Origin of the sequence: [Phormidium] sp. LEGE 05292, assembly GCF_015207735.1 — a bacterium.
Taxonomy (GTDB): Bacteria; Cyanobacteriota; Cyanobacteriia; order Cyanobacteriales; family Aerosakkonemataceae; genus Floridanema.
The window spans coordinates 1-12837 of the sequence record NZ_JADEWG010000025.1 but is presented as its reverse complement, the minus strand read 5'-3'; the positions used below and the strand labels follow the sequence as shown (position 1 = coordinate 12837).

The 12837-nt window shown below is 40.0% G+C and carries 17 protein-coding genes; 5 read left to right on the top strand and 12 right to left on the bottom strand.

Going from position 1 to position 12837, the window contains the following annotated elements; translation table 11 throughout:
* The first annotated feature begins 32 nt into the window (after nucleotides 1-32).
* Nucleotides 33-491 (top strand): pre-16S rRNA-processing nuclease YqgF, encoded by a 459-nt coding sequence (locus tag IQ264_RS09810; RefSeq protein WP_193980591.1) that lies wholly within the window; start codon nucleotides 33-35, stop codon nucleotides 489-491.
* 18 nt (nucleotides 492-509) lie between these two features.
* On the opposite strand, the gene IQ264_RS09805 is transcribed toward IQ264_RS09810, so the two are convergent.
* Nucleotides 510-773 carry a DUF3146 family protein gene (locus tag IQ264_RS09805; RefSeq protein WP_193980590.1) on the bottom strand — a complete coding sequence of 88 codons (264 nt, stop codon included), beginning with the start codon at nucleotides 771-773 and terminating at the stop codon, nucleotides 510-512.
* A gap of 121 nt (nucleotides 774-894) precedes the next feature.
* Here IQ264_RS09805 and IQ264_RS09800 point away from each other — a divergent pair, with 121 nt between their 5' ends.
* Nucleotides 895-2364, top strand: a complete 1470-nt coding sequence (locus IQ264_RS09800) for a GTP-binding protein (protein ID WP_193980589.1) — start codon at nucleotides 895-897, stop codon at nucleotides 2362-2364.
* A gap of 310 nt (nucleotides 2365-2674) precedes the next feature.
* Here the strand turns inward: IQ264_RS09800 and IQ264_RS09795 are convergent, their stop codons facing one another.
* Nucleotides 2675-4369, bottom strand: a complete 1695-nt coding sequence (locus tag IQ264_RS09795; RefSeq protein ID WP_193980588.1) for a mechanosensitive ion channel — start codon at nucleotides 4367-4369, stop codon at nucleotides 2675-2677.
* A gap of 441 nt (nucleotides 4370-4810) precedes the next feature.
* On the opposite strand from IQ264_RS09795, the gene IQ264_RS09790 reads away from it, so the two are divergent.
* Nucleotides 4811-5278, top strand: coding sequence for an SRPBCC family protein (locus IQ264_RS09790; RefSeq protein ID WP_228061412.1), 468 nt, complete (start codon nucleotides 4811-4813; stop codon nucleotides 5276-5278).
* A 10-nt stretch (nucleotides 5279-5288) separates the two neighbouring features.
* On the opposite strand, the gene IQ264_RS09785 is transcribed toward IQ264_RS09790, so the two are convergent.
* From IQ264_RS09785 to IQ264_RS32880, 4 genes are all read right to left on the bottom strand, one after another.
* Nucleotides 5289-6113, bottom strand: coding sequence for a SirB1 family protein (locus IQ264_RS09785; protein WP_193980587.1), 825 nt, complete (start codon nucleotides 6111-6113; stop codon nucleotides 5289-5291).
* Entirely contained in the window at nucleotides 6114-6836 is a 723-nt protein-coding gene (locus IQ264_RS09780) for an actin-binding WH2 domain-containing protein (protein ID WP_228061411.1), read from the bottom strand.
* 159 nt (nucleotides 6837-6995) lie between these two features.
* Nucleotides 6996-7787 carry a tetratricopeptide repeat protein gene (locus IQ264_RS09775; RefSeq protein ID WP_193980586.1) on the bottom strand — a complete coding sequence of 264 codons (792 nt, stop codon included), beginning with the start codon at nucleotides 7785-7787 and terminating at the stop codon, nucleotides 6996-6998.
* 120 nt (nucleotides 7788-7907) lie between these two features.
* Nucleotides 7908-8033 carry a CHAT domain-containing protein gene (locus tag IQ264_RS32880; RefSeq protein ID WP_228061410.1) on the bottom strand — a complete coding sequence of 42 codons (126 nt, stop codon included), beginning with the start codon at nucleotides 8031-8033 and terminating at the stop codon, nucleotides 7908-7910.
* Nucleotides 8034-8077: 44 nt separating this feature from the next.
* Here IQ264_RS32880 and IQ264_RS33855 point away from each other — a divergent pair, with 44 nt between their 5' ends.
* On the top strand, nucleotides 8078-8194 hold the full coding sequence (locus IQ264_RS33855; RefSeq protein ID WP_413470344.1) for a DUF4351 domain-containing protein: 117 nt from the start codon (nucleotides 8078-8080) through the stop codon (nucleotides 8192-8194).
* A gap of 120 nt (nucleotides 8195-8314) precedes the next feature.
* On the top strand, nucleotides 8315-10234 hold the full coding sequence (locus IQ264_RS09765; RefSeq protein ID WP_193980585.1) for a hypothetical protein: 1920 nt from the start codon (nucleotides 8315-8317) through the stop codon (nucleotides 10232-10234).
* A 149-nt stretch (nucleotides 10235-10383) separates the two neighbouring features.
* On the opposite strand, the gene IQ264_RS09760 is transcribed toward IQ264_RS09765, so the two are convergent.
* From IQ264_RS09760 to IQ264_RS09735, 6 genes are all read right to left on the bottom strand, one after another.
* The gene (locus tag IQ264_RS09760) at nucleotides 10384-10503 is read right to left on the bottom strand and encodes a photosystem II reaction center protein J (protein WP_193980584.1); all 120 of its coding nucleotides are present in this window, start codon (nucleotides 10501-10503) and stop codon (nucleotides 10384-10386) included.
* A 64-nt stretch (nucleotides 10504-10567) separates the two neighbouring features.
* Nucleotides 10568-10690, bottom strand: a complete 123-nt coding sequence (locus IQ264_RS09755) for a photosystem II reaction center protein L (RefSeq protein ID WP_073594179.1) — start codon at nucleotides 10688-10690, stop codon at nucleotides 10568-10570.
* A 9-nt stretch (nucleotides 10691-10699) separates the two neighbouring features.
* A complete protein-coding gene (psbF, locus tag IQ264_RS09750; protein ID WP_193980582.1) occupies nucleotides 10700-10831 on the bottom strand; it encodes a cytochrome b559 subunit beta in 132 nt (43 codons plus the stop codon).
* A 23-nt stretch (nucleotides 10832-10854) separates the two neighbouring features.
* The gene (psbE, locus tag IQ264_RS09745; RefSeq protein ID WP_193980580.1) at nucleotides 10855-11103 is read right to left on the bottom strand and encodes a cytochrome b559 subunit alpha; all 249 of its coding nucleotides are present in this window, start codon (nucleotides 11101-11103) and stop codon (nucleotides 10855-10857) included.
* 83 nt (nucleotides 11104-11186) lie between these two features.
* A complete protein-coding gene (locus tag IQ264_RS09740; RefSeq protein ID WP_193980578.1) occupies nucleotides 11187-12194 on the bottom strand; it encodes a photosynthesis system II assembly factor Ycf48 in 1008 nt (335 codons plus the stop codon).
* Nucleotides 12195-12387: 193 nt separating this feature from the next.
* The gene (locus IQ264_RS09735; RefSeq protein WP_193980576.1) at nucleotides 12388-12723 is read right to left on the bottom strand and encodes a rubredoxin; all 336 of its coding nucleotides are present in this window, start codon (nucleotides 12721-12723) and stop codon (nucleotides 12388-12390) included.
* Between the last annotated feature and the right edge of the window lie 114 nt (nucleotides 12724-12837).

Sequence of the window (12837 nt, the reverse complement as noted above, 5' to 3'; positions counted from 1 at the left end):
TTAATCTAAAATCTAAAATCTAAAATTGACTTATGTTTTCTCCTGATAGTCCTAAACCTGAATCTAGTGCATCACCCAAACAGCCTGTAATTTTGGGTTTCGATCCTGGTCGGCAAAAATGTGGTTTCGCAGTGATGGCAGTCGATCGCAAACTACACTACCACGAAGTTATTGCTGCGGAAAATGCGATCGCTACCATTCAAGAATTACGACAAATTTATCCAATCTCTGTGTTAGTAATGGGAGATCAAACTACCGCTAAAACTTGGAAAAAGCGACTTAATGAAGAACTGCCACAACCTTTGCGAATTATTTTGGTTGATGAACGATATAGTACTTTAGAAGCACGCGATCGCTATTGGCAAATGTACCCACCTCAAGGACTTTATAAATTAATCCCCCAAGGAATGCGACCCTTACCCCGACCAGTAGATGATATTGTCGCCATTCTACTCATCGAAAGATATTTAGGACGTTTAGTGAGTTGCTAAGACAAAACTCAAAACTTTTTAAAACTTAGCCCGGATTGTGAAAGCGTAATCTCCCCCTGGCTCTAGTTGATAATCGGACTGTTCTAAAAACCTACCCAAAGGCTCGATAATTAAAGCACGCCCCAGAGTAGGCTGAACAGACAACTTACCCTGTTTAAAACACCATTGGAAGTGCCACTCATAATCTTCGGCTCTCACCTCCCCGGCAATTTTGCCCTGTAGCCAGCACAGTTCAGTAATGCGGACAAAGGCAGTTGTTTCTGGTAGACGTTTTGTGCTCACGATTTCAGGACAATCTACTTTAACTCTCTTTTCTCATAGTAAACGGATGGCAATTTGAGTCAATCTCACTAGGATCAAAATATATGCCCACCCTACCTTACAGTTGACCGGAGGATACACTTTGACTACTTTTTCTGGGTCACAAAACAATGCCGCAAATTCCCCAGACCTGGAAAGGGAACTGGACAATGCTATTTTTAGCTTTACTGATATTCAAGAAGAACTAAATTATAAACAGGCGCAAACAGCCTTAAGGGAGATTGTTGCTAATTTAGACCTTTCGCCTCAAGAACAAGCCGGACTAGAGCCAGTAATTCATGATTTGCAGAATATGCTGGATAAGTTAGAACGTTCAGTGGTGCAAATTGCTGTGTTTGGCATGGTAGGGCGGGGTAAATCTTCTTTACTCAACGCTTTACTAGGAGAAAAAGTGTTTGAAACAGGCCCTTTGCATGGCGTAACTCGCAACAGTCAAAAGGCAAATTGGTACTATTCTCAAGAAGCAGTGGGTGATGGGAATTCTCAAGTTTTAAGAGTTGCTTTACCTGGAAAAGGGAATTCGCAAGTAGAATTAATTGATACTCCGGGATTAGATGAAGTAGATGGCGAAACTCGTGCAGCTTTGGCGCGAGATGTGGCGAAACAAGCAGATTTAATTTTATTTTTAATTGCTGGCGATATGACGAAAGTGGAACATAGTGCGCTTTCGGAATTACGATCGGCTGGTAAACCAATTTTATTGGTATTTAACAAAATAGACCAATATCCCGAAGTCGATCGCATGGCAATTTATCAAAAAATCCGGGACGATCGCGTGCGAGAATTACTCTCACCTGATGAAATTGTTATGGCTGCGGCTTCTCCTTTAATCGCCCAAGCTGTGCGCCGACAAGATGGTAGTTTAGGCGTACAAATGAAATCGGGAGAACCGCAAATTGAGGAATTAAAATTAAAGATTTTAGAAATTTTACACCGAGAAGGTAAGTCTTTAATTGCATTAAATTCGATGTTGTTTGCTGATGAAGTAAACGATCGAGTGCTAGAGCGAAAAATGGCTATTCGGGAAAATAGCGCAAATCGAATTATTTGGAATGCTTCGGTGACAAAAGCATTGGCGATCGCACTTAACCCAGTCACAGTAGTAGACTTATTTAGTGGCGCAATCATTGATGTAGCTTTGATTTTAACTTTGTCCAAACTTTACGGCATTTCCATGACTCAAGAAGGAGCAGTATCTTTATTAAAAAGAATTGCTCTTTGTATGGGCGGTTTAACTGCTAGTGAATTAGTCGCAAATTTGGGCTTAAGTTCTTTAAAAGGTTTGTTAGGTTTAAGCGCACCAGCAACCGGAGGTTTATCTTTAGGTGCTTATTTTTCTGTGGCATTAACTCAAGCGAGTGTAGCTGGTGTTTCTTCTTATGGAATTGGACAAGTTACTAAAGCTTATTTAGCAAATGGTGCTTCTTGGGGCCCAGCAGGGCCAAAAGCTGTGGTAGATCAAATTTTATCTTCTTTGGATGAAGATTCGATTTTGAATCGCTTAAAAGACGAATTGCGGGCAAAATTATATAGCAGAATATCAAACGACTGAAGTCGATACAACAAACTTAGTTCGTTGTAAACACTTTAGTGTTTTTCTTTGGAAGAAATACGACTGAAGTGTTTACAACAAACCTGGTTCGTTGTAAACACTTCAGTGTTTTTCTTTAGGATAGGTACGACTGAAGTCGATACAACAAACCTGGTTCGTTGTAAACACTTTAGTGTTTTTCTTTAGGATAGGTACGACTGAAGTCGATACAACGGACTTAATTTTAATTCAATATAAATGATAAAAATGGGTGCTTTTTGTATTTTGGAAAGCACCCTAATTTATGGATTAAAATTGTTGAATTGCTTAACTACATTCGAGGTGGTTCATTCTTTTTGCGTTTAAAGGATTCTAACCAATCTCTAACTTGTTCGCCAGCGACATCACGACTACCCAATCCAAAGGCTATTGCTGTTGCTACTGCGATCGCACCAAGCAATAAACCAAAGGCTAAATTAACGATATCCGCAGCAATACCCATTTGTTGTAAAGCCATCGCTGAAACTAAGATAATAATCGCAATTCGCGCTGCATTGCCTAGAATTAATGCTTGTTGATTTCCAGAACTGGTGATCAGATGGAAAGCGAGATTTGCTAAATACAAACCGATCGCAAATATCACTAAACCAACTAAAATTTGCCCAGCTATAGCCACAATTCCCGAAACAATTGCGGTGAGGGCTGCAAAGTTGAGAACTTCTACAGCTGCGACTGTAGCTAACAGCATGATCCCCACTAACACAATAATTCCGACAATTTCCGACGGAGTTCTCGAAGTAGTTTTTTCTTCAATTGTTTCTGGTATCGGACTATCAGCAGGGATGTCGGATGGAGAGACAATAATTCTACTACGGGTTTGTCTGGGTGTTGGTAAACCAATCCAGTTGAAAACGTTGTTGAAGCCAATACTTGTTAAGATACTGGTGACAACATCTGCTAGAAATCTACCGATCGCATAAGCTACAGCTAAGATAATTCCAGCCGTGAAAATTCTCGGAATTGCACTGAGAATATCATTAAGCATGGCGATCGCGGGAATCGAAATCGCACTAATTCTTAGAGCATTCAGAGCTGCGATCGCCACCGGAATTAAAATTAGTACATAGACAATTGTACCAATAATCCAAGATAGAGATTGTCCCGTTGTTGAAGGATTAATTCCCACACGAGTCCCTAATCTATCCGTTCCCGCAGCTATTAACAAATTGGTAACAATTCGCCGCACAACTTGAGCAACTAACCAACCTGCTGCACCAATCAAAATCGCCGCAAATATATTGGGCAATATTGACAGAATATCATTAAGTAATCGCTGTACTGGTTGTAAAGTTCCCTCTAATTCTAATGTGCTTAAAATTGAGGGAAGAAACAGTAAAAAGATAAACCAATACAGTGTATTACCAATTGTTTCGCTGATAGAAAATTGGTTGTTTGTATCAGTAACTTCTTGGTTGAGACGCTCATCTAATCTCACAGCTTGTAATGAGCGTGTAACTACCAATTTAACTATTGTTGCTATTACCCAAGCAATAGCTAAAAGAATCGTTGCTCCTGCTAATTTTGGCAGGAAAGTAAAGACCTGATTGAGTAAATTATTGAGCGGTTCGTAAACCGCCGTTAGCTGAAGTGCTTGTAAAAAAGCGACTAGGGCAAAGATGAAAATGATCCAAAATATTACATCGGAAATCCACTTTTCTACAGGTAGACTTTCCGCGTCAGGCCGCCCTGTCACCCAAGCCGTAATCCTATTATCAATGCTAGTGCGATTTAGCAGTTTCTTGACTGCCCAAGCGATGATAATCGCTAATAGCCAGCCAACAACTAAGATGACGATCGCACCTAACAAATTGGGTAAAAAGTTACCAATGTTGCTAGTGGTTCGCTGGACAACATCAACCGTTTCATTTACTGGGTTAGTTGTCTTTGTAACCTGCGCCACAATTGGATAAGGAGGAGTCGGCACACTCACAACTAAATGTGCTGTACTTTGCCAAATGTTATTCATAGTTTTTCTGATTTATTGTCAGAATTGTTGGTTAACATACCATAAATTTGTCTTTGCTAACCATAAATTCACGATTTTTTATTGTCATCTACCTTTATAGGTAAATAGCCAACCGGGGAATTTATTTGGATGAAGGGTAAATTATTTAACCAATTAACAAATCTTCAAAATAGCCTGCTTCAGGAATTAAGTAAAATCAACCTCTTGCCATAGTGCTTTTGATTACCCTTTGTCAAAGGTTAAATATTAATTAAATTCCTATTCAAAGAAAAGTTTGGCTAAAATCAGCAAAATTTATGGTTTCTCTTAATCCAAAAGTGTAAAACTTGATTGATAATTACTTTAGAGGATAGTTCAAAGATATGATAGCGTAAATGAGAATATTTACTCAGACCTTATCTTTGAATCATTGTCCCTGAGTTTGAGTAGAAAGGGATAAAATTGAACGTGACATCAGATTGGCAAGTTTTTGAGCAATCAATTCAGATCAAAGCTAGTGCTACGGTAGTAGAACGCTGTATTACCGATCGCACTTTAATGCACCGCTGGTTAAATCCAGCATTGCGTTGCGATCCTGTAGGTGATTGGAGTACAGAAATTGGTAGTTGCAGTCGATTTGTGATTCAAATTCCCATTTTACAACCGACTTTAAACAGTAAAGTAGTAGAACGGGAACCAGGTTTAATTGTGTGGGAATTTACGGGATTTTTCCAAGGACGCGATCGCTGGGAATGTCAACCTATAGCTGATGGTACACTATTAATTAATCGCTTTGAATTTACAGTTGCTAACCCGTTAATTAGTTGGGGATTTAATACTTTCGCTGCGGCTTGGACAAAGGAAGATATGCAAGCACAATTACGCAGATTAAAAATAGTTGCTCAAGAACAAGCCAAGGGAATTAGTTAATAATTATAGTTTAAAGATTTTGGCGAATCTGTGCTACTAATTGACGAATAAAACTAGCATCTTCAGCGTTAGGAACCTGGATTAAATAATTTTCTAAATCTTGACAAGCTGGTGCTAACTCGCCAATTTGATAATAGAGCAAACCGCGATCGCGCAACTCTGTCGGAGTCCCAGGAAACAACAATAAAATCCGTTCAATACTTGCCAAAGCCTTCTGCCATTCCCCGCGATTAAGATAAATCATTTTCAGATTCATCAGCATTCTTGACAAAAAGCGACGGGGAGTTACAGGTTCTAATAAATTCGGAGAAATCCTTACAGATTGCTGATAAATTTGGCTCAATCTTTGTTCGCAATCTTGTTCAAATAAAATTTCCCCTCTATTAAAAGCATCCACATAAATTCCCACATCTTGAAAATCGGGACGAATCAAAAAATGACCTGGCATTCCGATGCCCATCATTGGAAAATCTATACGTTGAGCTATTTCTAAATAAACCAAAGAAAGAGTAATTGGAATTCCAGTTCTCCGTTCAATCACTTGATTTAAGTAGCTGTTTCGTGGGTCATAATAATCATCACTATTACCAGTAAAACCCAAATCATCATAAAGATAATTATTAATACATTGGATAACCCGTAAAGGATAAGATTCCCTGGGTAAACGTTCCTCAATCTCTTCCGCCATTGTATCTAAAGCATTAAGATATTCCTCTGGAGCGAGGTCGGGATATTCTTCCTGAGCAATATACAAGGCTGCTTTTGCTAGATTAATGTTTTTCTCAGCCTGATGAATCTCTCTGTAAAAATATTGCCGCGCCAGAGGAAAGTTCATTTAGTGAAAACCTAGTACTTCGGAAATTGCCTTAACGATATCAAGATAAATGTTACCTTGTAACTGACGAAATAGCTCAAATTTTGTGTTTGGTGAACCAAAAATTGGTCTAAGTGTCCATCCTAGTTGACTACCAACAAACCCATAAAGGACTAACCAAAATTGTAACAGTCGAGTTCGGGTTGTTTGACCTTCTTTGTCAGGATCGGAAATTAGTTGCATTCCTTGATAAAGGAAGTGTACACCAATTACGCCTGTAAAGATGAAAATAGCAACATTTAGTAATTTAAAAAATTGGTAATTATTAGTAGTGATCAGGAAAAACAACGTCACTGGTGCAAAAGCAATTAAAAGCGCACTAATCACCGATGCAGCCGTTAATACAACCAAAAAATGCGCTGCTAGGCTGCGCCCAGAACCAAAGAAAATATTAAAAATGTACAAAGTAGGTAAGCAAATTAAAATTGTCAGTAAATAAAGAATTGGTAATTTAATAGCAGCAGATAAAGCTTGAATTGGGCTATGAGATAGACCGATAATTGCTCCATAAATGGCGAAAAATATGGAACTACAAACCAGTAAGGCAATAATTTTATGATGAATTTTGGTGCCTTGGCGAATTTCTTCTAAAAAGGTTTTGCGATCGCGCAAAAGCCCAATTAACACTCCAAAATAATTACCCACTTTAAAAGAATGCTGCATTTTCCCTTCTCCCGGAACCATATTTACATCCTCCATAGCTACATGACAACTTTTAACTTTTCCAGAATGCTTTAGAATTTGCTCCAAAATGTACGTTGTTGCCCTTGGGCGAAGACAGCGCAACAACGTACACAATTAAAATTTGTGAGATTAGCGTAAGTTTTTTGAGTTAAATTTTTCCTATCCAACTTGAGACAGTGCTTGTTGGACTTCGCGAATTTGGCGGAGAGTTTGTTGCATAGCCTCTTCATCTCCAACTTCCCGGAACAAAGACAATGCTTGTTGATAGGAATCCATTGCTTTTTGCTGGCGATTCAGATAACCATAAGTTAAACCAATCATATAATAAGTAACAGCTTTAGTTCTTGGCTGACTCAGAGATTCTTCTATTTTTAAAGCTGTTTGAAAACTGTTTAATCCTTGTTCATATTCTTCTTGTCCCAGGTAAACCATACCTAAATTACGGAGAACAATTGCTTCACTACGGGGAGTTTTTAATTGCCGAAAAAGTGCCAAAGATTGTTGATGATAATCAAGTGCTTGCTGATATTTTTCTTGTCTTCTATAAACAACACCCAAATAATCTAAGTATGCAGCTTCATTAAAGCGATCGTTCAACTTACGGCTAATTACCAACGCCTTTTCATAAGCAGATTGCGCTTGAGGATAATCTTGCAAATCTTCGTAAATCATCGCCAATCGATAAAGAGTTAACATTTCTCCCTGACTGTAACCAAGTTTCCGCATCATTCCTAAAACTTGGGTAAAAGTTTGTAATGCTTCTGAAAATTGTTGTTGTTTGTACTGTTCTAATCCTTGTTCATACAATTGAGTCGCTGCTTCTAATTTAGAATTATCTGCTTGCGCTTGGATAACAGGTGTTTTGACATTTGTAATTGCAGAAACTGGAGTAACCAAAGCAATTACTAAAGTTAAAGAAATCAAGCTGAGATGTTTAAAATTAAATTTCATAGTCCCTACATCCAAAGTCAGTTGTAGAAAGATTTGTTTGCCTGTCTACTCCTCTATATGTCTGGGTGAAAACGACCTATGCAGTTATGCTGGAAAAATTTTTTAGACTAAGAATATCTTTTAATTTTGTTGTCTCTCCCTGACATACCCAAGCACCCCAATAAAACCAAACCCGCGTGCCAAATTATCAAAAAAACGCTCCATTAATAAGGCAGTTGCTTTATCTAAAACGGGCCACAAACTCATTACCGCGCCTGCTTCCCCGTAAAATTGGCTAAGTCACTCCCGAAATCCAAGCGCAAATTCAGACTTTATCGATTTCACAAATAGAAGACTTGGCAGAAGCACTATTAGATTTCTGCCAACCCTCAGATTTAACTACTTGGTTGCAAAATTACCAATCATAGACAAAGCTTTCTTCAGTCCGCGTAGGCGGACTTAGTTTGTGTAGCTGCGACTTCAATCGCCTAGATTCTAACCAACAAACATTTGCCGTGTAACCTTCCCTAGTCTACGATTAAGGTGAATTGGCGCTATCTTTCCGGCTACCGATGGAATACTGGGAATTTCTCATTCAAAAAGAAAACGATCGCTCTTGGCAATCCCTGAAATCACCCGAAGTTGAGCTTCCTGAAGGCAGGTATCGTCTTGTAGTGCGTTCCAACCGTGCAGACACCGATATAGACATTCGCATCATTCACCACTCAATCCACGAAAACCCGCCTAAGCGTAGGTTACAAAAGCGATCGCGTCGCATCAACTCCGAAGGGTTAATGGTGCTGATTCCTTTTACCGATCTCGCTCCGGGAATTTGGGAGTTTCGTTGTTTGCCAGATTTGTTTGAAGATTTAATGGGAGAATCTTGGCAAAAAACCCTCAAATTAAATATTTTGCCCCCTGATCCTCAGCCAAAATCAGCAAAAGATGGTAATACGGGAGTAGGAGAACAGGGAAAAATTGGCGATTTAACCATTTCTCATCAATCTAAAATTCCAGTTTCTAGTATTAAATCTGCGACCCCCGATCCTTATCCTTTGCGCTTAACTCTCAAGCAAGAAACATACATGGCGCGTGCTGGACAATCAATTAATTTAGCAGGATATGTAGAACTGCCAAATCCAATTGAAAATCAGGAGACTGAGGAAGAATTAGCATTAACAGGAGAAATGCGAATTCGTCTACGCGATCCCCAAAGTGGACAAGTTTTAGCCCAACGTCAGCAGCAATTAACCACACAGGAAATACCTTTTTCTTTTGCTTGCAACATTCACATTCCAGCCCACAGTAAAACTCATTTACTGTTAGGTGAAGTTACTATTTATGATGTGCCAGAAATACCAAATGATACTCCATTGGTTCTGGCAAGTAGATCTTTTAGTATTACCGCAGATTTAGACGATTTACTGAGTGCGATCGCAGATAACTTCCATGAAACAGAAGTCTTGGAAATGTCCGCAAATCAATCTAAATCAGCAGCTTTAGACTTAGCAGCATATAACCAAGCCACCACCCCAACAAATCTGAATTTTCCAGTTTTTCAACCCGGTGGCAAACAAATTTTACCACCACAAATCTATCAACCAGATTTGATCAGAAACCCAATTAAAAAGATAGAATTGCCAAGTTTTGGGAATTTTGGCAATCCTGAAGCAACTCCTGAAACAACGGAAAGTTCGGAAATAGAATCAAAAGAATCAACAACTTTAACGGAAGAAAGTATTACTTCTGAGATGGATACAGAAGCAGCAGAAATTTCCGATCGAGTTACTGTTGATGAAGATTCAAACGTACCCGAAACAGAACCAGCTAATATTGATACAGCTTTTCAATCTTTAAAATTAGAAGAGCGTTTTTGGTCGCGTCTAAATGCGATCGCCGCAGATGCAGAATTATCCACAGAATTAACTAAAGATCCGGTTTTTGAAGACATAGAAGAAGAAACCGAAACTCCTGCTGCTGCTATTTATACTGGCCCAGATGCCGAATTAGCCGCAATGGAGTTTGTTGTAGAAGAAGAACAACCAGGAAAACCAGAAAATAGTCTTAGTTCCCTTGGCGAAAGTTCTGGTGATGAAACTGAAGTGGAAGCTTTACCAACCCCAGAATTAGATGTACCAGAAGGAGAACTAACCGCCGGACAACAAATTCGGGTGCGAGTCAAAGTACCAATGCGACAACCCCGACTCGGTGTAAAGTTTTGGGTAGTAGATTTGCAAACGCGATCGCTCGTAGAAGGCCCACACTGGTTAGGTGATTTTTATTTCGACGCTTGGGGCAACTTAGAAACATCTTTCCAAATGACAGTTCCTTTCGGTTGCTTAGAAATTCGCTTTGAAGCAATTTCCTCCGACATTTCCACCAAACAAGAAAGTCACAAAGCCCAAGTTAATCGCAGCGTCGTTCCCCCAGACTTACCCCAGTTTTCCGAAGACTTAAATAGTTTGTGACGGAAAGGCTTCAAGGGCAGAAGGGCAGAGGAGAATTAAATTGTCCCCTTGTCCCCAGTCCCTAATCCCAAATCCCAAAAAAATTAAAAACCGCTTCTCCTAATTTTAGGTAAGCGGTTTTTTTGCGAAAATTTAAACTTAGATAATTCTTACAAAGAAGAACCTAAACCAGCGTATGCACCATAGAAGAAAATGCCGACAACGGTGATTACGCCTAAACCTGCTACGGTAGCAACAATCCACAAAGGAATTCTTCCACTTCCAGACACAGCATTACCTCCTATTTAAACAACAACTTTCTATTTTTTGAAACAGAATATCACTGAAAACCAGTTAGTTAAAGAAATAACTGGAGAACAACAAACCAAGAACGAAAATCAAGAGTAAACCCAAATAAAGAGCCGTCCGGGTTAACTCAACTGGTTGATTATTAGGATTCGGGGTACGAGTAGGCATTAGTTTCTCCTAGCGTTGAATGAATTGCATAGCGGCGATCGCGCCCAGGAAGAAAACTGTAGGTACAGCCAGTGTATGTACAGCCAGCCATCTCACAGTAAAAATCGGATAAGAAACGGGTTGATTCGAGGGAGTATTCATATTTCGCTACCAATGATTAAAAACTACTTACCAGAAAACTCTTGAATTTGGTCTTTTGCTTGATAACGATCGTTAATGATCGGCAATTCTTGACGAGTTTGAGTGTAATACTCATCAGGACGAGGGGTGCCAAAAGCATCGTATGCTAACCCAGTGCTCACAAACAGCCAACCAGCAATAAACAACATTGGGATAGTAATGCTATGAATTACCCAATAACGAATACTAGTAACAATGTCCGAAAACGGACGCTCTCCAGTAGTCCCGGCCATTCTTCATCCTCCAACAACAAGATCAAAGCTTAAACAAATGATACGAAATATTAAACACTCTCACAAGACAAGATTGAGAATGTTTAAGCTGCGCCAACAATATTCGGGTTATATTTCAGCACAGTGCCATTCTGACCGATAATAAATCCTTGCTCTGGACTCAGAAACACGATTCGGTAAAGATTAGACGGCACATCTTCCACCTGACGGTCTTTTTCCCAAGTTTTTCCACCGTCTAAGCTGCGAAGTAAATTCCCGCTACCACCAGCCACCCAAAGTTCGTCAGGAGTGCGGTAAGCTACATCCAGCAAACCCCAGCTGGTGGAAAACTCTGGATAATCAGCATCTAACCATACTTCTGGATCTTTAGGGTCAGTAAATTGCAGTTGACCACCACGAGCTAACATCCACAATCTACCATCGCTGGTGAAACCCATGTTTTGCACTCGGCGAGAACTGTTGCGGTTATGCTGTACCCAGGCACTTTGCCCCGGTTCCCAAGTCGAGTAAAAATTTCCCCGTGAGGAAACCGCCACATACTTACCATCAGCCGAACGCGAGATATTTCGCACTACGCCGACAGCTTCTTCCACCATTGCTTTCCAGGTTTTACCGCCATCAGCTGTCCGGTAAATTGCGCCTACATCAGTAGTCATTTCTGCCGAGTTTGGGCTAAGGGCAAGCACAGTATTAGGATTACCTGGAAGCTTTTGGCTCAAAGTAATCTGTGACCAAGATTGTCCCTCATCAGTGGTGTGTAACAACAGGGAAGGTTGTCCAGCAATCCATCCTTCTTTGCCAGAAAAACTGACTGAACTAAACCGATACTTTTGCTCACCTAAATCTAGAACTTTTGGTTGCCACGTTTTGCCGCCATCAGTGCTTTCTAGCAAAGTGGTGTTGCTTCCCACTATCCAGCCGTGATTTTTGTCTTCAGTAAAAGCAACATCTGACAGGTTACTTTCTGTGGGTAAATTGAGGATTTCCCAAGGATTGTCGCTGATAGTGGGTACTTTACTACAAGCTACACAAAGCAGGACAACTGCTAGCAGCACTCCTAATTTTTGCAAATTTCTTAATAGCGATCGCATTTTTGCCCAGTATTCTCTAACTTGTCTTGCCTAGTTTTTCTGCCAAACTTTTAATCTTCTCAAAATCAGCCAATTTTTCATCCTACGGCATCGGGGATGTTGTAAGGCCGAAGCACTCTAGCAAATATCTTTAGGTTCACAACCAACAAATTATTGCCAGAATGCTTCGCCCTACTGTGAATGCCAAAGCTTATCATTGTAATCCATACAGACTGAGGAAGAACAAAAAGCCCAGTGCCAAGGCACCAAAAATCAGGAGATTTTTTTGTGTGGGTGTAAGAGTATTAACACCGAAGCCATAGCCATAATTAGACTTAAATCCCGATGCAGTTCCTTTTGGCCCAATATTTTGGAAGGCTTGCTGCCGCACGCCACAAACGGGACAGCGCCAATCTGCTGGCAATTGCTCAAAGGGAGTTCCAGCAGCAATATCGTTCTTGTCGTCTCCCTTTTCCGGCTCATAAACATAGCCGCAGGCATTACACTCATATCGATCCAACGGATTCGGATCAACAGCTTGGTTGGTCATTGCTCTCTTTGGATTATTAGAAAAGCAGGCGGAAATATTAAAATATCTGTTACAGATTATGACATATTATGTCTTTCTGGCTCAGAAGTTGAAGAAATGGGGAGATGGGGAGAT